The following is a 23,265-nucleotide window of genomic DNA, read 5'->3' on the forward strand; positions in this document are numbered from 1 at the left end:
GATCGGGCGCGCTTATACGGGCATGAGGGCTTTGCCGCAAGCCATGAGAGCGGAGTTTTCCGCCTTTGACGCAGAGCCGAGCCGACTTTTTCAGCTAGGACATCCAAGCGCGGCGCGTTAGAGCGTTTCCACCTCGAGAACACCCGCCACGGCCTTCACCGCAGCGCGGGCGGCGGGGTCAACGGCATGACGCCCGGGCAGTCTGAGCTCTGCAAGCCGACCATCCGACAGCGGGACAATAAGGTGGATCGACCCCTTCACCGCGCCCTCCCGGTCATTCGCCCGATCAATTCTCTTGCGCAGGGGCTCTAGCGCGGCGGGCTCTCCGACCCGGATCTTGAGCCCCTGCCCGATATGCTCGGCCGCAAACGGATCAATCGTATCCGCCCCATCAATGATGAGGCGCAAACCTTCATCCTGGGCCTCGATCTTGGCGTTGACCAGAACGGACGCGCCCGGCTCGATAACGTCGCGAATCTCGCGCAAGACCTTGGGGGGGACCAGCGCCTCGAACTCGCCGGACGGGTCAGAGAGCGTGACGAAGGCGAATTTCTCGCCCGAGCGTTGGGAGACCTTCTCCTGCCGTCGCCGCACGACAGCGGCCAGACGGGCTGCGCGCGCGCCCTCCGCCGCCTTGGACGGCAGATCGGCGAACACCACCACGCCGCGACGGCCCAGAGCGGGCATCATGTCATCGAGCGGGTGGCCGGACAGGTAATAGCCGATCGCCGCCAGCTCTTCATCAAGACGACGGACGGGATCCCAGGGCTCAGGCTCGGGCAGGTTGGGCCGCTCCAACTTGGTTCCGCCGCCCTCACCGCCACCGCCGAAGAGCGAGGCTTGCGCGCTGTCGCGCTCGGACTGGGCGTTCTGGGACACCGAGAGCAGAATCTCCGCCGAGGCCAGCGCCTTGGCGCGATCCGGCTCCAGCGTATCAAAGGCGCCTGCACGCGCCAGATTTTCAAAGGCGCGTTTGTTGACCTGACGCGGATCGACCCGCTCGGCGAAGTCGAAGACGTCCCTGAAGGGACCGCCCGCCTTCCGGACGGCGGCCACATGCTCCATCGCCGAATAGCCCACATTGCGGATGGCGCCGAGCGCATAGCGGATCTTGCCATCTTCGAGCGAGAAATCCGCTTCGGACGCATTCACATCCGGGGGGAGCACCTCCAGCCCGATCCGCTTGGCCTCCTGAAAGAAGACCGCGAGCTTTTCGGTGTTCGCGCTATCCAGACTCATCAGGCCCGCCATAAAGGCGGCGGGATGGTTGGCCTTCAGCCAGCCCGTCTGATAGGCGATGAGGGCGTAGGCGGCGGCGTGCGACTTGTTGAAGCCGTAGCCCGCGAACTCGGCCACAAGGTCGAAGATGTAATTCGCCTTCTCGCGCGAGACGCCGCGCTTTTCCGCCCCTTCATTGAAGCGCACGCGCTGCTGGTCCATCTCCTCCTTCTTCTTCTTGCCCATGGCGCGGCGAAGAAGGTCGGCCTCCCCAAGCGAGTAGCCGGACAGGATCTGGGCGATCTGCATCACCTGTTCCTGATAGATGATGACCCCGTAGGTCTCCTTCAGGACGGGTTCGAGATCCGGATGCAGGTAGTCGGGCTCGGCGCGGCCGAATTTCCGGTCCACATACACGTCGATATTCTTCATCGGCCCCGGCCGATAAAGCGAGATCAGCGCGATGATGTCCTCGATGCTGTCAGGCTTGAGCTTGCGCAGCGTGTCGCGCATGCCCGTACTTTCAAGCTGGAACACGCCGATGGACGCGCCCACGCCCAGAAGCTCGTAGGTCGCGGGGTCGGTGAGGCTGATCGCGTCCATATCGGGGCGGTCAAGACCCGCGCTCTCGATATAGCTCAGGGCGCGCGAGATCACGGTGAGGGTTTTCAGCCCCAGAAAGTCGAACTTCACGAGCCCGGCCGGCTCCACCCATTTCATGTTGAACTGGGTGGCCGGCAGGTCCGAACGCGGATCCTGATAGAGCGGAACGAGTTCGGTCAGCGGACGGTCGCCGATCACCACGCCGGCGGCGTGGGTCGACGCGTTCCGGAACAGCCCCTCCAGCTGCAGCGCCACATTGATGAGACGATCCACCATCTCGTCATTGCGCTGCATTTCCTGAAGCTTGGGTTCGGTCTTCACCGCTTCGGCCAGCGTGATGGGCTGGGCGGGATTGTTCGGCACCTGCTTGGCGATCCGGTCCACCAGACCAAAGGGCAATTGCAGCACCCGCCCCACATCGCGCACCACGGCGCGCGCCTGCAGGGTGCCGAAGGTGATGATCTGGGCCACCCGGTCCTGACCGTAGCGCTCCTGCACATAGCGGATGACCTCGCCGCGACGGTCCTGACAGAAGTCGACGTCGAAGTCGGGCATCGACACCCGTTCTGGGTTCAGGAAGCGTTCGAACAGCAGGCCGAAGCGCAGAGGATCCAGGTTCGTGATGGTCAGCGCCCAGGCGACCAGTGAACCTGCGCCTGAGCCCCGTCCCGGCCCGACCGGGATGTCATGGGCCTTCGCCCACTGGATGAAGTCGGACACGATCAGGAAGTAGCCCGGGAACCCCATCCGCTCGATAATCCCGAGCTCGTAATCAAGACGCTCGAAATAGGCCTCGCGGGTATCGGCGAGCTCGATCTTGGACAGACGGTCTTCCAGCCCGGCAATAGAGCGGGCGCGTAATTCTTCTGCTTCGTTGCGATCCCCTTCGGTTGGAAAGCTCGGAAGAATGGGTTTGGAGGTCCGGGGACGGAAGGCGCAGCGCTGCGCGATCTCGACCGTGTTGGCGATGGCCTCAGGCAGATCGGCGAACCGGTCCGCCATGGCGGCGCCGGATTTGAAATCATGCTCGGCCGTCAGCTTGCGCCGATCCTCCATGCTGACATAAGCGCCTTCGGAGATGCACAGCAGCGCATCATGGGCCTGATAGAGCTCGGACCGGGGAAAATGCGGCTCATTGGTCGCCACGAGCGGCAGATCCAGCGCATAGGCGCGATCCACAAGCCAGTCCTCGGCCGTGACGTCATCGGCGCGGCCATGACGTTGAAGTTCGAGATAAAGCCGATCCGGGAAGCGCGCCCGCAGCCGGTCGAGAAGCTCCTGCGCGGGTCCTGTGCGACCGGCGCAGACAAAACGGTTCAGCACGCCGTCAAACCCGCCCGTCAGACAGATCAGTCCGTCGCTGTGCTCGAGCACCCTGTCGATCGGAACATGAGGCTCATCGGTCGCGGCGACGTCCAGATAAGCGGCCGAGGACAGCTTCATCAGATTGGCGTAGCCCAGCTCTGATTGCGCCAGAAGCACCAGCGTGCCGTCAGGACGAGAGCGTTCGCCCGGACGCGGCTCCTCCACCTGGATAGAGAGCGTAACTCCGATAATGGGCTGCACGCCCTCACCGGAAAGAACCTCAGAGAATTCGAGCGCGCCGAACAGATTGTTGCTGTCGGTCAGCGCCGCGGCGGGCATGGAGAAGGTTTTGCACAGCGCCGCCGTCTCCTTGATGCGGATCGCCCCCTCCAGAAGCGAGTACGGCGATCGGACACGCAGATGGACAAAGGGGGCATCGCTCACGGCAGGCGCTCCAGATCAGGCGGAATCAGGTCCTCAGTGTAGACCCCGCCTTGCATAAAGGTCAGCCCGCGAGTGCCGCTGAGAGGCTGAGCGCGACAGCGATAAAGCCGACGATGACAGCGGCGGAGGTCATATCTTCGATCAGGTTACGCATGGGACAACTCCTTGATCAGCTGCATCTAACGCAGCTATTCCTGTTTTGTTCCATTGCATGTTTTCTGCTTTTGTTCCGCGCGTCAAGCAGATTTTGATTCGGCTCGGAAAGCTGCGGAAAAACCGCCACTTGGAACATTTGAAGAACGAAGTTTGAGCCCAGCTCAGGCGTCCGCCCACGCCACCACGCGCCCCTGATCCAGGGTCACGACCCGGTCCATGCGTCCGGCGAGTTCATGATTGTGCGTCGCGATCAGGGCCGCCGCCCCGGCTTCCCGGCACGCCCGGGCCAGCGCTTCAAACACCTGATCGGATGTGGCCGGATCAAGATTGCCCGTGGGTTCGTCGGCCAGCAGGATGCGCGGTTCATTCACCAGGGCCCGTGCTATCGCGACACGCTGCTGCTCCCCGCCCGACAATTGTCCCGGACGGTGATGAAGTCGTCCAGCCAGACCCAGCGCAGCGAGCTGGACCTCAGCCGCATCCCGCGCCGCCTTCTGGCTGGCGCCCGCAATCATGCGCGGCAGCGCCACGTTATCAAGCGCATCAAGTTCGGGCAGCAAGTGGTGGAATTGATAGACAAAACCCACTTCCCGACGACGCAGTGCGGTGCGTTCACGCTCCGACAAGGCCAGTCCATTCTGGCCGCCAATCCAGACTTCGCCCGCATTCGGCGCCTCAAGAAGCGCCGCGGCATGAAGCAGCGAGGACTTGCCTGAGCCGGACGGCCCGACCAGGCCGACGAGCTCGCCGGCATTGAGGTCGAGATCCGCGTCGGTCAGAACCTCCAAACGCTCGCCCTCGGTTTCATAGATGCGGGTGATCCCGCGCAGGGACAGCGCCGGCTTACTCATAACGCAGCGCCTCCACGGGGTCGATGCGGCCCGCGCGCCAGCTTGGCGCCAGGGTTGCGATCAGCGAGGTGAAGAAGCCCCAGAAGGACACGAAGGCCACCTCGCCCCAATCAAGCCGCGCCGGCAGGCGGTAAAGCGAATAGACACTGGGATCGAAGACATTCACACCGCTGACCCAGCTGACGAAATCCTGCAGGGGACCAATACCGATGACAGCGAGCAGACCGAGCGCAATCCCGGCCAGCGTGCCCAGCACGCCCACGGCGGCGCCTGCAATCAGGAAGATCCGCATGACCGCGCCCTGACTGGCCCCCATTGTGCGCAGGATGGCGATATCCTTGGTCTTGTTCTTCACCAGCATCACAAGGCCTGAAATGATGTTCATCGCCGCGATCAGGACGATGGCGGACAGGATCAGACGCATGGCGACGCGTTCCACCTGCAGCGCATTCCAGAAAGCCTGGTTCTGTCGCCGCCAGTCAAAGATGACGGCGCCCTGCGGCGCCATGGCCCGGATCTGTTCCATGACCGGTTCGGGCGCATCGGGATTGGCGATGCGCACATCGATATATTCACCCTGTGCGGGCTTATTGAAGAACAGGGACGCCTGATCCAGCGGCATGTAGATGAGGACCTGGTCCAGATCCTGAACGCCGACGCTCAACAGTCCACCAATGGTGTAGCGCTTGGAGCGCGGCGTCATGCCGAGCGCCGTCGTGGCGCCCTGAGGCGAGACCAGCGTCACCTGATCGCCGACCCCGACGCCGAGCTGATTGGCCATCACCGTCCCCATGATGATGACGTCGCCGCCATTGCGGCCTTCGCCGAACCGATCAATCGAGCCGGCCGCCAGACCGCCGCCCGCATCATCCGCACCGTGCGCGCCCGTAATCAGATCAAATCGAGCGAGGTCCTCGGGGCGAACGCCTGACACAGAGGCGAACGCCGCCGAGCGGCCGGAGGTGACAAGCGCCTGCCCGGTCGCCACAGGTCCGGCCTGACGCACGCCATCCAGCGCGCGGATCCGGTCCGCCAGCGTCCGCGACAGCTCGCCCTGGTCCGCAGGAACCATGACGTAGACATGCGGCTGAACGCCCAGCAGCCGGGTCAGCAATTCGTGCCGGAAGCCGTTCATCACGCTCATCACCGTGATCAGAACCGCCACCGCCAGCATGATCCCCACAAAGGAGATCACCGAGATCAAGGTCACGCCGCCATGCTTGCGCCGGGCCCGCAGATACTTGAACGCCAACAGGAATTCATAGCGGGAGAACGGCGCCGCGCCCGATTGCGGGGCGGCTTCGGTCGCGGCGGCGTCTGAACTCACTTGAACGCGCCCTCCACAAGGCGATTGACGGCGTCCTCGAGGCTGAGTTCGTGGCGCTCGCCGCTGGCGCGGATCTTCACCTCGGCCTTGCCTTCCTTCAGGCCGCGCGGCCCCACGATCACCTGATAGGGCACGCCAATCAGATCCATGGTTGCGAATTTCGCGCCTGCGCTGGCTGCGGTGTCGTCGAGCAAAGGCTCGAGCCCGGCCGCATCGAGCTTGGTGTAGATCTCGTCCGCCGCTTTCGCACAATCGGCGTCACCGGCGCGCATATTGATCACGCCAGCGCCGAAAGGCGCGACGGCTTCAGGCCAGATCACGCCATTCTCGTCATGGCTGGCTTCGATGATCGCGCCCAGAAGACGAGACACGCCCACGCCGTAAGAGCCCATATGGACCGCCGTCTCCTTGCCATCGGGGCCCGCGACCTGGGCTTTCATCGGATCGGAATACTTGGTTCCGAAATTGAAGATATGGCCCACTTCGATGCCGCGCGCGGAGAGACGCCGCTCCTCAGGCACCTCAGCCTCGAACCGGGCTGCGTCGTGCATTTCCTCGGTCGCGGCGTAGAGCGCCGTGCGCTGATCCACATAGGGCTGCAGATCGCCGTCAAAATCGACCTCGCCCGGCGCGGGCATGTCCACGAGACGGGAGTCGCAGAACACCTCGCTCTCGCCGGTTTCCGCCAGGATGATGAATTCGTGAGACAGCTTGCCGCCAATGGGACCTGTGTCGGCGCGCATGGGCACGGATTTGAGCCCCATACGCGCAAACGTATTGAGGTAGGCTACGAACATCTTGTTGTAAGCCCTTACAGTGCCTTCATAATCAAGATCGAAAGAATAGGCGTCCTTCATCAGGAATTCGCGACCACGCATGACGCCGAAGCGGGGACGGATCTCGTCGCGGAACTTCCACTGGATATGATAGAGAATCTTCGGGAGGTCCTTGTAGGAGCGGCAATAGCCACGGAAGATCTCCGTGATCATCTCTTCGTTGGTGGGTCCGTAAAGAAGATCGCGCTCATGGCGGTCGACAATGCGCAGCATCTCCTTGCCGTAATCATCATAGCGGCCGCTCTCGCGCCAGAGATCTGCAGGCTGCAAGGTCGGCATCAGAAGCTCGATCGCCCCGGCGCGATCCTGTTCTTCCCGAACGATCTTTTCGATCTTGCGCAGCACCCGTAGGCCCAGCGGCAACCAGGCGTAAATCCCCGCCGCTTCCTGGCGGATCATGCCGGCGCGCAACATGAGCTGGTGAGAGACGATCTGCGCGTCAGACGGGGTTTCCTTCAGGACGGGCAGGAAATAGCGGGACAGGCGCATGGGGAAGAATCCGGCGTGAATGAAAAACTGCGGAACCCCACGATTAGACTTAGCGTTGCCTAAGAACAAGCCATCCCTGCGCGTCCCGTGCGGGTGAACTCACATGGCGTCCGGCAAAGAGACCCGCTCATGAGCGAAGGCCCTGAGACACCCGCCTCCTCCTCGACAGCAAACGGGCTGACAATTGGCCGGCTCTTCACCGGCATGGCGATGTTCGGCTCGGCGACGCCGGTCAGCAAGATCGTCACCCAGGCGGCGCCGGTCTTCATCGCCTCACTCTTCCGGGTCGGGCTCGGCGCGTTGTTTCTGGCGCCCGCCGCCTGGTTCAAGCGCGAGGAAATCTACAAGATCAGTCGCGGAGACTGGGTCCGCATCGGTCTGATCGCGGTTTTCGGCATGGTCGGATTCTCCGCCTTCATGCTCTACGGCATGCGCCTCGCCTCAGGTGTTACGGGCGCCATCGTGATGAGCACGACGCCCGCCGTCACCGCAGCCGCCTCCATGCTGTTTCTGGGCGACCAGGCCAGCTGGCGGAAGCTGAGCGCCATCGCCCTCGCCGTTCTGGGCGTCCTGATCCTGCAGCTCGGCGCCTCACTGAACGAGACAGAAGGCGCGCTTCTGGGCGGCGCTCTGGTATTTGCGGCCGTGTGCTGTGAAAGCACCTACACGCTGGTGGGCAAGACCCTGACCCGGTCCATCGATCCGCTGCTGGTGACGTTTCTCGCCTCCGCCCTCTCCATCCCGCTCTTCATCCCGCTCGCAATCTGGCAATGGCCGAACTTCACGCCGCAGGATTTTGACGCCGGGGTGTGGACCGCATTGATCTGGTATGGCGTGGGTACGCTCGCCCTTGGCAGCTGGCTCTGGTACGCGGGCGTTCAGAAAGCCGAGGGCTCAACGGCGGCCGCCTTCATGGGCGTCATGCCCGTCTCGGCGCTGGTCCTGTCCTACATTCTGCTGGGTGAAGCGTTCCGCTGGATCCATCTCGCAGGCTTCGCCGTGGTCTTTGCCGGCGTCCTGTTGATGAGCTGGGAGCACGCCAGAATGTCCAAGCAGGATACGGATGAAAGCTGAACCTATTCGTACTCGACGAATTGCGGCCCCCAAGGCAGAGCATCCAGACTGATCAGCCCGAACTCCAGGATGCAGAACAGCACCAGCCAGACCCCGGCTGCGAGAACGGCGGCGAGCCACATCTTCTCCTTGATGCGGGGTGACACCGGCGCGCCCGGCTCAGAGCCTTCAACGATCTCGCCATCCTCGAACTGTCCGCGCACCTGAAGCGGCAGCGAGCCGAGAAACAGCATCCACCAGGAAATGAGATAGATAACAACGCCCGTCACGATCCCGACGCCACGGTCGGGCAGGAAGCCCTGGGCGATCCAGATCACGAAGACGAAGCCCAGGAGGGCGTATTCGGCGATCCGTCTCAATGACCGCCCTCACCTTCGTAAAGCGCCGGGTCCTGCATCAGCTCAACCAGCACCCCGCCCGTATCCTTGGGATGGACGAAGATCACCGGTACGCCATGGGCGCCGATATAGGGTTCGCCCGTGCCCAGCACGCTCGCGCCGCGCTCCACCATGGCGTCGCGGGCCTTGATGATGTCAGCGACCTCGAAACACATATGGTGCTGGCCGCCCTTGGGGTTTTTCTCGAGAAACTTGTGGATCGGGCTCTGATCGCCCAGAGGCTCGATCAGCTCAATCTGCATGTTCGGCAGCGTCACGAAGACCACGCGAACGCCCAGATTCGGGAAATCCTTGGCCTCGGTCCGATCGGTGACGCCATACAGGTCAGCATAGACCTTGGCGGCCGCTTCAACGTCCGGCGTCGCCACGCCCACATGGTTCAAACGTCCAAGCTTCATCACTGGCTCCCCGATCAGGCGGTCAATACAATGGCTTCCACATGGGGTTTCTTGCCCCAGATGCGACTGGCTTCACGACGCACGCCACGTCGAATGGCTTCCTCAACCGCAGCCGGGTCACGCCGGTCCCGGCGATCCAGACGCTTGAAGGCAGCCTCGGCGGCTTCGGCCAGATCATCGAGGAAGTCATCGAGATCGTATTCATAGGTCGAAGCCACGCCCATGGCGCGCACATCGATCTCAGACACCAGATTGCCATCGGCCAGCACTGCCGCCACGGTCAGATGGCCGTTATAGGCCATGCGGCGGCGTTCCTTGATGGACTCTGCATCCGCATCGACCAGGAAATTGCCGTCCACATGCATGCGGCCCGCCGGGGCTTCATCCACGATAGACGCGCCGTCCTGAGTGATGCGGATGATCGAACCATTGCGCGGGACGATGGCGTTGGGCACCTGAAGGTCGCGCGCCAGCTGGGCATGTTCCACCAGATGGCGATATTCGCCGTGCACCGGGATGGCGGTCCTGGGCTTCGCCCAGGCGTACATCTGGCGCAGCTCGTCGCGGCACGGGTGGCCGGAGACGTGAATATGCTCGTCACGCTCGGTGATGATCTTCACGCCTCGCTCGGCCAGCCGGTTCATCAGGTCAAAGATGCCGCGCTCATTGCCCGGTATGATCCGGGATGAGAAAATCACGCTGTCACCCTTGTTGAGCGTGACATTGCGATGCGAGCCTTCAGCAATGCGCGACAGCGCCGCACGCGGCTCGCCCTGGGAACCCGTGCACAGGAGCAGCACCTTGTCGGGCGGGAAATAGCCGATTTCCTCTTCCTCGATGAAAGGCTGGCAATCGGCCAGAAGGCCCACCGCTTTCGCGGCCTGGGTCATGCGGTGCATGGATCGACCGACAAGGCAGACACGGCGGCCATTGGCTTCGCCGGCGCGGATCGCGGTTTCGAGACGGGCGACATTGGAGGCGAAGGCGGCGATGGCGACGCGGCCTTCCTGTTGTCCGACGAGTTCAATGAGATTGTCGCGCACATCGGCTTCAGAGCCGGACTCGCCCTCGGTGAAGACATTGGTGCTGTCACACACCATCGCCATCACGCCCTCTTCACCAGCCGCTTCCAGAGCGGCCACATCGGTGGAATTGCCGATCAGGGGCTCGGGATCGATCTTCCAGTCGCCAGTGTGCAAGACCGTGCCGACCGGGGTGCGGATGATCAGGCCGTTGGGTTCGGGAATGGAGTGGGTCAGCGTCACCAGCTGCATGTCGAACGGGCCGAGCTCGAACCGCGAATGCAGGCCGATCTCGTGCAATTCCGCTTCGCCCAGCAAGCCGTGTTCGGCCAGCCGGTCCCGCATCAGCCAGGCGGTAAAGGGCGTGGCGTAGATCGGGCATTCAAGCTGTCGCCACAGATGCGCCACTGCGCCCATATGGTCTTCATGGGCGTGGGTCAGAACAATGCCCAAGAGCTGGTGCTTGCGTTCAACGATGAAGCGCGGATCCGGCGTGATGATATCGACGCCCGGCGTGGTCAGATCGCCAAAGGTCACGCCGCAATCGACGATGATCCATTTGCGGTCTTCTTCAGGTCCGAACCCGTAAAGGTTCAGATTCATGCCGATCTCGCCCGAACCGCCCAGCGGTACGAAATAGAGTGCGTTGTCGTCCTGGGTCACTCTGCGTGCATCCCCTCGCCTTGCGGCGCATTGCGTTTCCAGATTTCCAGGAGGCCCCGCATGGTCAGGTCGGGGTCGTAATGGTCGATCGTCCGGGCTGCGCCCTCGAACAGGGAGACAACGCCGCCGGTTGCTATAACAGTCATGGGTTGGCCGTACTCGGCTTTCAGCCGCGTCACAAGCCCATCAATGAGATCGACATAGCCCCAGAACACACCCGACTGCATGGCGCCGACCGTATCCTTGCCCATAACCCGTTGAGGTTTCTCGATAGCGATGCGCGGCAGGCGCGCTGCAGCCTGGTGCAGCGCCTGCATCGACAGGTTGATCCCCGGGGCGATGACGCCGCCTTCGAAATTGCCGTCCGCCGACACAACGTCGAATGTGGTGGCGGTCCCGGAGTCCACAATGATCATCGCGCCGTCATAGACGACGCGGCCGCCAAGCGCGTTCACCAGACGGTCCGCACCCGCCTCTTCCGGACGCGGCAGGTTCACCCCCACGCCCAAATCCACATGCGCATCCCCCACCACGACTGGCTCCGAGCCGATATAGCGACGCGCCAGATTGCGCAGGTTGAACAGCGATTGCGGCACCACCGAGGAGATCACGCACCCCTTCAGGTCCTCAAGACTAAGCCCCTGGAGTTGAAGCAATTGCTGCAGCCAGACCGCATACTCATCCGCTGTGCGCGTGGAATAGGTGGCGGTGCGCCATTGCGCGCGCCAGCCAGCGCCGTCATGCACCGCGAACAGGGTGTTGGTGTTGCCGCAGTCGATCGCGAGAAGCATGGAAGGCTCCTGAAGACGGCGCGTCAGGACGGCGCGCCGGGAAAAAACACATCACCCGCCGAGATAAAGCGCCGGCCGCCATCTTTCAAATCAAGACGCAGCGAGCCGTCCGGGCCGAGATCCGCGAAGACGCCTTCCAGCGTCTCGTGATCGAGCCGGACCACACAGCGCTCGCCCAGGCCATGAACCCGGGACAGCCAGGCTTCCCGGATCGGCGTGAAACCATCCTGGGCCCAGCGATTGAGCCAGTGGTCAAACCGTCGGGACAAGCGCTTCGCCGCGGTTTCGACACTGATGTCAGCGCCCTGGGCGCTCAAATCCGTTGCGGGTCGTTCTGAGTCTTCAGGATGGTGGGCGAGATTGATCCCGATCCCGACTGCAAGCCACAAGCCGCCATGCGCGTGCTGGCCGGATTCGAGCAGGATGCCGCTGATCTTGCGCCCACCGACCAGAACGTCATTGGGCCATTTCAGACGGACCCGTTCGGGATCGATGACGCTGGCGCACACATCGCCAACCGCCAGTGCGGCGGCGAAAGACAATTGCGCCGCGCGCGCCGGATCACAATCAAGCCGGTAGAGCCCGGTGGTGAAGAGATTTCCGGTTTCGGACGCCCAGGGACGCCCGCGCCGGCCGCGCCCGCTGCTCTGGCGGCGCGCAACGATCCACTGGGGACCGGTTGCGCCCGCGAGAGCCTGACGCTTGGCCTCCTCATTGGTGGAGTCCAGCGTCTCGTAATAGGCAATGGGCAGATCAGGCTGATTAGCCGCCAATGCCCGCCCCGGCGTTCACCACGAGGGCGATGATGATGCCCACCACCGGCATGGACACCGCGATCAGAGCGGCGAGACGCGAGATGATGGCCGCCCCGGTCGGGGCCGGCAGGAAATCGCCGGTCGGCTCATCAAACCAGATCACCTTGATGACGCGCAGATAGTACGCGATCGAGATGGTGGAGAAGATCACCGCCAGGATGACGAGCCAGATCAGGCCCGCCTGCACGGCGGCGTAGAACACGAAGAGTTTGCCGAAGAAGCCGATCATGAAGGGCATGCCGCCAATGGAGAACATCAGCGCGGTCATGGACCAGGCGAGCGCCGGACGGGTCTGGGAGAGGCCCGAAAGGTCCTCGATCCGTTCGACCATGCCTTCGGAACGACGCATGGACAGGATGACGGCGAACGCGCCGGCGACGCCGATCACATAGAGCGTCATGTAGAACAGCACCGACCACAGGCCAAGCGCGGTGCCGGCGGACAGGCCGACCAGCACATAGCCCATATTGCCGATGGAGGAGTAGCCCATCAGGCGCTTGATGTTCGATTGCATCAGCGCGCCGAAGGAGCCGAACGCCATCGACAGCACCGCCATCACCATGGTGACCTGCTGCCATTGTTCGGTCATCGGGCCGAAAGGCTCCATCAGAACGCGAGCCAGCAGCACCATGGCGGCGAGCTTCGGCGCGGTGGCGAAGAAGGCCGCGACCGGGGTTGGCGCGCCCTCATAGACGTCCGGGGTCCACATGTGGAACGGCGCGGCGGACACCTTGAAGGCAAGGCCGGCGACCACGAACACCAGACCGAACAGCAAGCCCAGATTCTGGGAGCCCTCGGCAGCAGCGACCGCAATGGCGTCAAAGCTCGTGGAGCCCGAGAAACCATAGACCAGCGAAGAGCCGTACAGCAGCAGACCCGAGCTGAGCGCACCCAGCACGAAGTATTTCAGGCCGGCCTCGGACGCTCGCAGGGAGTCGCGGTTGAAGGCGGCGAGGACGTACAGCGCCAGTGATTGCAGCTCAAGACCCAGATAGAGGGTGATGAGATCGTTCGCCGAGACCATGAAGCTCATGCCGAGCACGGCGAGCGTCACAAGGACCGGGAATTCAAATCGCGCGAGCTGTTCGGTGCGCAGGTAATGTCCGGCAAGCACAAGCGCGACCGCACCGGCGAGATAGACCGCCGTCTTGGCGTACATGGCGAAGGAGTCGAGCACGAAGGCGCCGTGGAAGGCGGTTCCGCCCGGCCCTTGCGCCATCCAGACCGACAGGCCAGCGGCAAGGATCAGCAGCGCCGTCGCCAGCGTCATGATGCGTTGTGCGGCCTTCTCTTCACCCTTGGTGTAGACCCCGATCAGCAGAAGCGCCATCGCGCCGACGGCGAGCACCAGCTCCGGCGTCAGCAATTGAAGGTCAGCGAGCAGCGTCGAAACAGTCATGTCCTGTCCTTGCTAGTGCGCAGCGGTTTCAGCCGGAGCGGCGTCGGCGGCGGGCGCCTCCACCGTCTGCGCGGACTGGTAGTGCTGAATAAGTTGGTCCACGGAAGCGCGGGTGGTGTCGGTGATCGGCGTCGAGAAGAAACCGAAATACACCGCCAGAACCGCCAGAACGCCCAGATTGATCCATTCACGGGCATTCAGATCGGTGGCGGCTTCAAGCTTGGGATTGGTGACCACGCCGAACACGACCTTCTTGTAGGCGACCAGCATGTAGACCGCCGAGAAGATCACGCCGAGCGCTGCGCCGGCTGCGACGCGGGGGTCCACCTGGAAGGCGCCCGTCATGGTCATGATCTCGCCGATGAAGCCCGACGTGCCCGGCAGGCCCACATTGGCCATGGCGAACAGGCCGAAGACCGCAGCATAGACCGGCATCTTGTGCACCAGACCGCCATAGAAGGAGATCTCGCGGGTGTGGAAACGGTCATAGATCACGCCGATGCACAGGAAGAGCGCAGCGGAGATGACGCCGTGGCTGAGCATCTGGAAGATCGCGCCCTGAACGCCAAGCTCGGTCATCGTGAAGATGCCCAGGGTCACAAAACCCATGTGCGCGACAGAGGAATAGGCGATCAGCTTCTTGATGTCGGTCTGGCGGAACGCGATCAGCGAGGTGACCACGATCGCGATGATCGACAGGATGAACACCATCGGCGCGAAGAACTCGCTGGCGTTGGGGAACATCGGGATCGAGAAGCGCAGGAAACCGTAACCGCCAAGCTTCAGCAGGATGCCCGCGAGGATCACGGAGCCCGCCGTGGGCGCCTGCACGTGGGCGTCCGGCAGCCAGGTGTGCACCGGCCACATGGGCATCTTCACCGCGAAGGAGGCGAAGAAGGCCAGCCACAGCCAGGTCTGCAGGTCACGCGCGAAGGGATGCGCCAGCAGCACCTCGATATCTGTGGTGCCCACCTGGGTGAACATCACGATCATCGCGGCCAGCATCAGCACCGAGCCGAGGAAGGTGTAGAGGAAGAACTTGAACGCCGCATAGATCCGGTTCTGACCGCCCCAGACGCCGATGATCAGGAACATCGGGATCAGCGAGCCTTCGAAGAAGATGTAGAACAGGAACATGTCGAGCGCGCAGAACACGCCGATAACCAGCGTTTCCAGCAGCAGGAAGGCGGCCATGTAATCGGCGACGCGCTTGTCCAGCTTCCAGCTCGACAGGATGCAGATCGGCAGGAGGAACGCCGTCAGCACCACGAACAGCACCGAAATGCCGTCCACGCCCATCTTGTAGGAAATGCCGAGCGCCGGCAGCCAGGGCAGGCTTTCGACAAACTGGAAACCGGCCTGACCGGCGTCGAATTCCACCAGCATCAGAAGCGACAGGGCGAAGACAAAGAGCGTCACGAACAGCGCGATGCCCTTGGCGTTCCGGTCCAGCACTGCGCGCTCCTCGCTACGCATCAGGGCGCGCAGCAAGAGGATCGCGACCGCCCCGAGGGCCGGCAGGAAAGTGATGGCGGAGAGGATGGGAAGTTGACCCAGCATGAGACCCTACGCTCCAGCGCCAGCGATCAGCCACAGGGCCAGGACAAGGACCCCGATGAGCATCACGAATGCATAGTGATAGAGATAGCCGCTCTGCAGCTTGGCGATACGGCGGGCCGAGGACATCGCCGTGGCGGCGATGCCGTTCGGACCCAGCCCGTCGATGATCTTCTGGTCGCCGAACTTCCAGAACACATCGCCGAGCACGCGCGTCGCACGCACGAAAGTGGCGTTATAGAGCTCGTCGAAATACCACTTGTTGGACAGGAAGCGGTGCAGCGGACCATTGTTTGCGGCGATCCGGCGCGGCAGTTCGGGATTGGCCATGTAGAAGTACCAAGCCAGAACGAAACCGAGCAGCGTCACCACGAACGGGCTGAACAGCACCCAGGTCGGCGGATGGTGGCCATGATGCTCACCCTCAGCGCCTTCGCCATGATCATCAGCGCCGGCGGCGGCATGGCTGTCGCCATGAGCGTCAGCGGCTTCGACCGCATGCTCCTGAGCCGCCTGAGCCTCATCCTCGGACATGGCCGCTTCCAGCGATGCGGCTTCCGCTTCGCTCAGCTCGACCCCGTGATCGGATGCATGGCTCTGGGCGTAATCCTCGACCAGATGACCGTAATTGCCCACAGCGTACGGACCCGCCGGCAGGCTCTCTTCCCAGAAGGTCAGAGCGCCCTTGCCCACGAAATCGGACTTGAAGGCCGCGCCGGCGAACAGGGCGCCGATCGCAAGGACCAGCAGCGGGATCAGCATGACCGGGCCGCTTTCATGGGCGTGCTTGAGCACTTCAGGCTCGCCCCGGTGCTTGCCGTGGAAGGTCATGAAGATCAGACGCCAGGAATAGAAGCTGGTCAGGCCGGCGGCGATGACGCCGATCCAGAAGGCGAACATGCCGAAGGCGACGCCGTCCTGGCCCATCATGAAGGCTTCCTCGATGATCATGTCCTTCGAGTAGAAGCCCGCAAAGCCGATGCCCAGCAGCGGAATGCCCACACCTGTCAGCGCCAGCGTGCCGATGATCATCATGATCCAGGTGATCGGCAGCAGCTTGTAGATGCCGCCCATATTGCGCATGTCCTGCTCGTCGTGCAGGCCGTGAATGACCGAGCCGGCGCCGAGGAAGAGCAACGCCTTGAAGAAGGCGTGCGTGAACAGGTGGAACATGGCCGCGGAATAGAGGCCCAGGCCCGCCGCGAAGAACATGTAGCCCAGCTGCGAACAGGTCGAATACGCGATCACGCGCTTGATGTCGTTCTGCGCCAGTCCCACGGTCGCGGCGAACAGAGCCGTTGTCGCGCCAATGAAGGTGATGAAGGCGGAGGTGTTCGGCGCAAGCTCGAAAATGGCGTGCGCGCGACAGACCAGGAACACGCCAGCCGTCACCATGGTGGCGGCGTGGATCAGCGCGGACACAGGCGTGGGGCCTTCCATCGCGTCCGGCAGCCAGACGTGCAGGAAGAACTGGGCCGATTTGCCCATGGCGCCGATGAACAGCAGGAAGCCGATCAGCTCGAGCACTTTGAAATTGATGCCGAAGAAGGCGATCGTCTCTTCCGCCATGGCCGGAACCTGGGCGAAAACGACGTCGAACTGCAGCGAACCGAAGACCAGATAGATCGCCATGATGCCGAGCGCGAGGCCGAAATCGCCAACCCGGTTGGTGACGAACGCCTTGATGGCGGCGCTGGTGGCGCTGTCCTTCTGATACCAGAAACCGATCAGCAGATAGGAGGCGAGACCCACGCCTTCCCAGCCAAAGAACATCTGGATGAAGTTGTCCGCGGTCACCAGCGACAGCATGGCGAAGGTGAACAGCGACAGATAGGAGAAGAATCGCGCGCGGTGCGGATCATGGGACATGTAGCCCCACGAATAGACATGCACCAGCGAGGACACCGAGGTGATCACGACCAGCATGACGGTCGACAGGGTGTCCAGGCGGATCGCCCAGTTGATCTCGAAATTGCCAACCGCCATCCATTGCGCCAGCTCGATGGTGCGGGCGTTGCCGCCCATCGCGACGTCAAAGAAAAGCGCGATGGAGCACAGGGCCGCAGCGATGGTGGCGCCGGTGGTGATGATCTGGGCCAAACGGTCCCCGATCTGCTTTTGCAGCAGACCGGCGATCGCAGCGGCCAGAAGCGGGGCGAAGACGACGATATAAGCCATGACCGTGCGTTAGCCCTTCATCAGGTTGACGTCGTCAACCGCGATGTCGCCGCGGTTGCGGAAGAAGACGACGAGGATGGCGAGACCGACCGCGGCCTCGGCGGCGGCGACGGTCAGGATGAACATGGCGAACACCTGGCCGGTGAGGTCTCCGAGATGAGCGGAGAAGGCGACCATGTTGATGTTCACCGACAACAGGATGAGCTCGATCGACATCAGGAGGATGATGACGTTCTTGCGGTTCACGAAGATCCCGAACACCCCGATGGTGAACAGGATCGCCGCCAGGGCGAGGTAGTGACCCAATCCGATTTCAAGCATCAGCCAATCCCCTCGCCGCTCTTGATGTCGACGATTTCAACGGAGTCTTCGCGCTTGCGGTTCACCTGGGCGTGCATGTCCTGACGCTTGACGCCATCGCGATGACGCAGGGTCAGAACGATCGCGCCGATCATGGCGACGAGCAGCACGAGGCCCGCAATCTGGAAGAACAGGACGTAACGGTCGTAGATGAGCGCGCCGAGCGCAGCGACATTGGTCATGTCCTCCGGCGTCGGCGATTGAAGCGCGGCGGACGCGCTGTCAGCGCTGACCCAGCTCAGCCCGGTCATCGCAAGGATGCCGGCGAGCGCAAGCGCCACCACACCGCCGAGCGGCGCATGAGAGATGAAGCCTTCCTTGAGCTGGGCGAAGTCGATGTCGAGCATCATCACCACGAACAGGAAGAGCACCGCAACCGCGCCCACATAGACAATGACCAGGATCATCGCCAGGAACTCGGCCCCGAGAAGGACGAACAGCCCCGCCGCCGAGAAGAAGGCGAGGATCAGGAACAGGACCGCCCGAACCGGGTTTTTGGCGATCACCACCATCAAGGCGGAAAGCACCGCGGTCGCTGAAAGAATGTAGAAGGCCGCTGCTGACAGCACTGTTGCCCCCCTTGCGGGCGACGAGCGAGGCTCGCCGGACTGAGATCAAGTGGAACTGGAGAGAATCCCCAGCCCCGATATGGAGTCGCGCGCCGTAATAGCGTTAGCGATAGCGCGCGTCGAGTTCGAGGTTCCGAGCGATTTCACGTTCCCAACGGTCGCCGTTATCGAGGAGCTTGGCCTTGTCGTAGTACAGCTCTTCACGGGTTTCGGTGGCGAACTCGAAGTTCGGGCCCTCAACGATTGCATCCACAGGGCATGCCTCCTGGCAGTACCCGCAATAGATGCACTTGGTCATATCGATGTCGTAACGCGTGGTGCGGCGGGAGCCGTCAGCGCGAGGTTCGGCCTCGATGGTGATGGCCTGGGCCGGGCAGATCGCTTCGCACAGCTTGCAGGCGATGCAGCGCTCTTCGCCATTGGCGTAACGACGCAGAGCGTGCTGGCCGCGAAAGCGCGGGCTCAGGCGTCCCTTTTCAAAGGGATAGTTGATGGTCGGCTTCTTGCGGAAGAAGTACCGCATGCCGAGTGCGAACGCGCCCCAGAAATCCATCAGGGCGGCGCCGCGCAGGGTTTGTGCAATCCGGCTCATGTCAGATCCTAAGCCCCTTAAGCAGCGTTCGAGTAGACGACGATGGCGCCCATCACGGCGACGGCGGCCAGCGAGGTCGGCAGGAAGATCTTCCAGCCCAGACGCATCAGCTGGTCATAGCGGTACCGGGGCACCAGCGCCTTGACCATGGCGAACATGAAGAAGAACAGCACGACCTTGATGGCGAACCAGAACACCGGCGGTACCCAGGTGAAGGGCGCGAAATCGAACGGCGCATGCCAGCCGCCCATGAACAGGACGGTCATCAGGGCGCACATCAGGACGATGTTGAGATATTCGCCGATCATGAACAGCAGGTACGGAGTGGAGGAGTATTCCACCTGATAGCCGGCCACCAGCTCGGATTCCGCTTCGGGAAGGTCGAACGGCGGACGGTTGGTCTCCGCCAGCGCCGAGATGAAGAAGATCACGAACATCGGCACGGTGATCACGAAGGTCGGCCAGGGCAGCATGTCAAACGACAGCACGTGCCAGTTCCAGAAGCCGCCCGCCTGCGCCTCAACAATGTCGGACAGGTTCATGCTGCCCACCATCAGAAGGATGGTGACGAGCACGAAACCGATGGACACCTCATAGGAGACCATCTGGGCCGCCGAGCGCAAAGCGCCGAGGAACGGATATTTCGAGTTGGACGCCCAGCCGCCGATGATGATGCCGTACACGCCGAGCGAGCTGATCGCGAAGATATACAGGATGCCGACATTGAGGTCGGAGATGACCCAGCCCGGCGCCACGGGAATCACGGCCCAGGTGATGAAGGCGAAGACCAAAGTCATCAGCGGCGCGAGGATGAACAGCGGACGGTCCGCGCCGGCCGGAACGATGATTTCCTTGAGCACGAACTTGATGAAGTCGGCGAAGGACTGCAGCAGACCGAAGGCGCCGACCGTGTTCGGGCCCTTGCGCATCTGAACCGCCGCCCAGACCTTGCGGTCCATCAAGAGCAGGAAGGCCAGCGAAAGCAGCAGGACGACCATGAAGCCCAGGATCTGGCCGACGGACGCCAGCGTGCCCCAGAGCGGTCCCCATTGGGTGACGAAATCGTACATGAGCCCTACTCCGCCGCTTGCAGGGTTTGACGCGCAGCGGCCGCCGCGGCTGAACACTCAGCCATGGTCTTGGACGCCCGCGCGATCGGATTGGTAAAGTAGAAGTCTTCCACCGGGCTCCTGAACGGCGCATCGGACACGTCGCCCGCTTCACCCAGCTCGGCCGGTTTGAATTCGCCTGCAGAGAGCGCGCCCGGCGCATGGTCGATCTGACCGAGGATCTCATGATCCGCGATCAGCTTGGCGCGCAACGCGTTCAGGCTGTCATAGGGCAGCGTCTTGCCGAGGCGGGCGGACAGGGCGCGGAAGATGGCCCAATCCTCTTTGGCTTCGCCTTTGGGGAAGACGGCGCGTTCGGCCATCTGCACCCGGCCCTCGGTGTTCACATACAGGCCCGGCTTCTCGGTATAGGCGGCGGACGGCAGGATCAGGTCCGCGCGTTGCGCACCCTTGTCGCCGTGATGGCCCACATAAATGACGAAGGCGGAGCCCAGCCTGGCCGTGTCGATCTCGTCCGCGCCCAGAAGCACGACGGTTTCAACCTCGCCCGAAGACGCGCCGTCGAGGATGGCGGCCGTATCGCGACCGCCTTCACCCGGGATGAAGCCCAGATCGAGCGCGCCAACGCGGCTCGCCGCCGTGTGCAGCACGTTGAAGCCGTTCCAGCCTTCTTTCACCGCGCCGATCTTGTCAGCGAGCTCACCAGCAGCCCGCAGCACCTGCAGACCGTCTTCACGGGCCAGTGCGCCAGCGCCGAGGATGATCATCGGACGCTCGGCGTCCTTGAGGGTCTTGATGAAGCCCGAGCGCTTGCTGCTGAGGCCTGCGAGGTCCGCAGCGCCCTCACCCACATGCGCATAATCATAGGTCAGGTCATGGGCCTCGCCGATGACGCCGATCTCGCACTTGCCGGTCAGCCAGCGCTGACGGATGCGGGCGTTCATCACGGCCGCTTCCACGCGCGGATTGGCGCCGACGATCAGAATGGCGTCAGCCTGATCAATCCCCTTGATGGTGGAGTTGAACAGATAGCTCTCGCGCGGACCCGCGCCCAGTTTCGACCCGTCCTGACGTGCATCGAGGGATTTGACCCCGAGCGCATCAAAGAGGTTCTTCGCGGCGTACAGGCCCTCGACATCATTCATGTCGCCTGCGATCACGCCGATCCTCGACGCATCGCCTGAGAGCTTCTCTTCGGCGATGGTCAGCGCGTCATCCCAGGAAATCGGGGCGAGCTTGCCGTCCTTCTTGGCGAACGGGCGATCCAGACGCTGGCGGCCAAGGCCGTCCCACACAAAGCGGGATTTGTCGGAAATCCATTCCTCGTTCACGTCGTCATGCAGGCGCGGCATGATGCGCAGCACGGCGCCGCCGCGGCTGTCGACGCGGATGTTCGAGCCAAGCGCGTCCATCACGTCGATGGTCTCGGTCTTGGTCAGCTCCCACGGACGCGCGTTGAAGGCGTAGGGGCGAGAGGTCAGCGCGCCCACCGGGCACAGATCAATGACATTGCCCGACAGCTCGGACGTCATGGACTGCTCCAGATAGGTGGTGATCTCCATGTTCTCGCCACGGCCGATCGCGCCCAGCTCAGGCACGCCCGCGATCTCGGTGGAGAAACGGACGCAGCGCGTGCACTGGATGCAGCGGGTCATCTCCGTCTTGATCAGCGGACCCATGTATTTTTCTTCAACCGCGCGCTTGTTCTCGTCAAAGCGGGACCCCGAACGACCATAGGCCAGCGACTGGTCCTGAAGGTCGCATTCACCGCCCTGGTCACAGATCGGGCAGTCGAGCGGGTGGTTGATCAGGAGGAACTCCATCACCCCTTCGCGCGCCTTCTTGACCAGCGGGCTGAGCGTGCGCATTTGCGGCGGCTCGCCATTCGGCCCGCCGCGCATGTCGCGCACCAGGAAAGCGCAGGAGGCGACCGGCTTGGGCGCGCCCACCAGCTCCACCAGGCACATGCGGCAATTGCCCGCCACCGACAGGCGCTCGTGATAGCAGAAGCGCGGAATTTCCCGGCCCGCCGCTTCAGACGCCTGCAGCAGGTTGTAATCGTTCGGGACGGTGACTTCCTCGCCGTCGATCACGATGGTGCGCAGATTATCAGACATGTCTGGTTCCTACTCCGCAGCCTGGGGCACGAACACCGGCTTGCCGGCGCGGTAGTTGTTGATCCGATCCTCGATCTCGCCGCGGAAGTGACGGATCAGGCCCTGAACAGGCCAGGCCGCCGCATCGCCGAGCGCGCAGATGGTGTGGCCTTCCACCTGGCCGGCCACATCGAGAAGATCGTCGATCTCGCTCGTCTCCGCTTCGCCGCGGGACATGCGGTCGAGCACGCGCCACATCCAGCCGGTGCCTTCGCGGCACGGCGTGCACTGGCCACAGCTCTCGTGCTTGTAGAAGTACGAGATGCGCGCGATCGCTTTGACGAGGTCGGTGGACTTGTCCATCACGATCACCGCGGCGGTGCCAAGGCCCGAGCGGTGCTCCTTCAGGGCGTCAAAATCCATCAGGACATCGTCGCAGATTTCCTTGGGCAGCAGCGGCACGGACGAGCCGCCCGGAATGACCGCCTTGAGATTGTCCCAGCCGCCGCGCACGCCGCCGCAATGGGTCTCGATCAGGGTCTTGAGCGGGATGCTCATCACCTCTTCGACGTTACAGGGCGCGTTCACATGGCCGGAGATCGAGAAGACCTTGGTGCCGGCATTGCCCTCGCGGCCAAATCCCGCAAACCAGTCCGCGCCCCGGCGCAGAATGGTGGGCGCAACGGCGATGGATTCCACGTTGTTCACGGTGGTCGGCGCACCATAAAGGCCCGCATTCGCCGGGAAAGGCGGCTTCAGGCGCGGCTGGCCCTTCTTGCCTTCCAGGCTTTCCAGCAGCGCAGTTTCCTCGCCGCAAATGTAAGCGCCGGCGCCGTGGTGGATGTAGAGATCGAAATCCCAACCGTGGATGTTGTCCTTGCCGATCAGCTTGGCGTCATACGCCTCCTTGATAGCGGCTTCCATCCGGCCCAGCTCGAACTGATATTCACCGCGGATATAGATGTAGCAAGCATGCGCCTGCATCGCGAAGGACGCGATAAGGCAACCCTCGATCAGGGTCTGGGGATCATTGCGCATGATCTCCCGGTCCTTG

Annotated in this window: 19 protein-coding genes; 1 reads left to right on the top strand and 18 read right to left on the bottom strand. The window is 63.0% G+C overall.

Going from position 1 to position 23,265, the window contains the following annotated elements; genetic code table 11:
- Nucleotides 1–117: 117 nt before the first annotated feature.
- The 4 genes from dnaE to proS form a co-directional block, all read right to left on the bottom strand.
- Nucleotides 118–3,570 carry a DNA polymerase III subunit alpha gene (gene dnaE, locus B2Z70_RS06185; RefSeq protein ID WP_292982014.1) on the bottom strand — a complete coding sequence of 1,151 codons (3,453 nt, stop codon included), beginning with the start codon at nt 3,568–3,570 and terminating at the stop codon, nt 118–120.
- Nucleotides 3,571–3,887: 317 nt separating this feature from the next.
- Complete coding sequence (locus tag B2Z70_RS06190) at nt 3,888–4,577, bottom strand: ABC transporter ATP-binding protein (protein WP_292982015.1); 690 nt, start codon at nt 4,575–4,577, stop codon at nt 3,888–3,890.
- Nucleotides 4,570–5,904 (bottom strand): lipoprotein-releasing ABC transporter permease subunit, encoded by a 1,335-nt coding sequence (locus tag B2Z70_RS06195; RefSeq protein ID WP_009800963.1) that lies wholly within the window; start codon nt 5,902–5,904, stop codon nt 4,570–4,572. Before B2Z70_RS06195 ends, B2Z70_RS06190 begins: the two co-directional genes overlap by 8 nt.
- Nucleotides 5,901–7,229: a proline--tRNA ligase gene (proS, locus tag B2Z70_RS06200; protein WP_292982016.1), complete on the bottom strand. Its 1,329-nt coding sequence runs from the start codon at nt 7,227–7,229 to the stop codon at nt 5,901–5,903. Before proS ends, B2Z70_RS06195 begins: the two co-directional genes overlap by 4 nt.
- 129 nt (nt 7,230–7,358) lie before the next feature.
- Between proS and B2Z70_RS06205 the strand changes: the two genes are divergently transcribed.
- Nucleotides 7,359–8,303 carry a DMT family transporter gene (locus tag B2Z70_RS06205; RefSeq protein WP_292982017.1) on the top strand — a complete coding sequence of 315 codons (945 nt, stop codon included), beginning with the start codon at nt 7,359–7,361 and terminating at the stop codon, nt 8,301–8,303.
- Nucleotides 8,304–8,305: 2 nt separating this feature from the next.
- On the opposite strand, the gene B2Z70_RS06210 is transcribed toward B2Z70_RS06205, so the two are convergent.
- The 14 genes from B2Z70_RS06210 to nuoF form a co-directional block, all read right to left on the bottom strand.
- Nucleotides 8,306–8,662 (bottom strand): DUF1467 family protein, encoded by a 357-nt coding sequence (locus B2Z70_RS06210; RefSeq protein ID WP_009800967.1) that lies wholly within the window; start codon nt 8,660–8,662, stop codon nt 8,306–8,308.
- On the bottom strand, nt 8,659–9,099 hold the full coding sequence (gene mce, locus B2Z70_RS06215) for a methylmalonyl-CoA epimerase (RefSeq protein ID WP_292982018.1): 441 nt from the start codon (nt 9,097–9,099) through the stop codon (nt 8,659–8,661). The genes B2Z70_RS06210 and mce overlap by 4 nt, the downstream gene beginning before the upstream one ends.
- A gap of 14 nt (nt 9,100–9,113) precedes the next feature.
- Nucleotides 9,114–10,724: a ribonuclease J gene (locus B2Z70_RS06220; protein ID WP_083783301.1), complete on the bottom strand. Its 1,611-nt coding sequence runs from the start codon at nt 10,722–10,724 to the stop codon at nt 9,114–9,116.
- 56 nt (nt 10,725–10,780) lie between these two features.
- Complete coding sequence (locus B2Z70_RS06225) at nt 10,781–11,575, bottom strand: type III pantothenate kinase (protein WP_009800970.1); 795 nt, start codon at nt 11,573–11,575, stop codon at nt 10,781–10,783.
- 23 nt (nt 11,576–11,598) lie between these two features.
- Nucleotides 11,599–12,348, bottom strand: coding sequence for a biotin--[acetyl-CoA-carboxylase] ligase (locus B2Z70_RS06230; protein ID WP_009800971.1), 750 nt, complete (start codon nt 12,346–12,348; stop codon nt 11,599–11,601).
- Nucleotides 12,338–13,789 (bottom strand): NADH-quinone oxidoreductase subunit NuoN, encoded by a 1,452-nt coding sequence (nuoN, locus tag B2Z70_RS06235; RefSeq protein WP_009800972.1) that lies wholly within the window; start codon nt 13,787–13,789, stop codon nt 12,338–12,340. Before nuoN ends, B2Z70_RS06230 begins: the two co-directional genes overlap by 11 nt.
- 12 nt (nt 13,790–13,801) lie before the next feature.
- Entirely contained in the window at nt 13,802–15,349 is a 1,548-nt protein-coding gene (locus tag B2Z70_RS06240) for an NADH-quinone oxidoreductase subunit M (protein ID WP_009800973.1), read from the bottom strand.
- Between the two features lie 6 nt (nt 15,350–15,355).
- Nucleotides 15,356–17,524 (bottom strand): NADH-quinone oxidoreductase subunit L, encoded by a 2,169-nt coding sequence (gene nuoL, locus B2Z70_RS06245; RefSeq protein ID WP_009800974.1) that lies wholly within the window; start codon nt 17,522–17,524, stop codon nt 15,356–15,358.
- Between the two features lie 9 nt (nt 17,525–17,533).
- Nucleotides 17,534–17,845: an NADH-quinone oxidoreductase subunit NuoK gene (nuoK, locus tag B2Z70_RS06250; RefSeq protein ID WP_009800975.1), complete on the bottom strand. Its 312-nt coding sequence runs from the start codon at nt 17,843–17,845 to the stop codon at nt 17,534–17,536.
- A complete protein-coding gene (locus tag B2Z70_RS06255) occupies nt 17,845–18,453 on the bottom strand; it encodes an NADH-quinone oxidoreductase subunit J (RefSeq protein WP_292982019.1) in 609 nt (202 codons plus the stop codon). The genes nuoK and B2Z70_RS06255 overlap by 1 nt, the downstream gene beginning before the upstream one ends.
- 103 nt (nt 18,454–18,556) lie before the next feature.
- Nucleotides 18,557–19,045: an NADH-quinone oxidoreductase subunit NuoI gene (nuoI, locus tag B2Z70_RS06260; RefSeq protein ID WP_009800977.1), complete on the bottom strand. Its 489-nt coding sequence runs from the start codon at nt 19,043–19,045 to the stop codon at nt 18,557–18,559.
- Nucleotides 19,046–19,062: 17 nt separating this feature from the next.
- The gene (gene nuoH, locus B2Z70_RS06265; protein WP_009800978.1) at nt 19,063–20,115 is read right to left on the bottom strand and encodes an NADH-quinone oxidoreductase subunit NuoH; all 1,053 of its coding nucleotides are present in this window, start codon (nt 20,113–20,115) and stop codon (nt 19,063–19,065) included.
- A gap of 5 nt (nt 20,116–20,120) precedes the next feature.
- Nucleotides 20,121–22,232 carry an NADH-quinone oxidoreductase subunit NuoG gene (nuoG, locus tag B2Z70_RS06270; RefSeq protein ID WP_292982020.1) on the bottom strand — a complete coding sequence of 704 codons (2,112 nt, stop codon included), beginning with the start codon at nt 22,230–22,232 and terminating at the stop codon, nt 20,121–20,123.
- Nucleotides 22,233–22,241: 9 nt separating this feature from the next.
- Nucleotides 22,242–23,265 (bottom strand): NADH-quinone oxidoreductase subunit NuoF (gene nuoF / locus B2Z70_RS06275; RefSeq protein WP_292982021.1); only part of this gene is annotated, 1,024 nt, incomplete at its 5' end.

This window comes from Oceanicaulis sp. UBA6590 (genome assembly GCF_002433705.1).
Lineage (GTDB): Bacteria > Pseudomonadota > Alphaproteobacteria > Caulobacterales > Maricaulaceae > Oceanicaulis.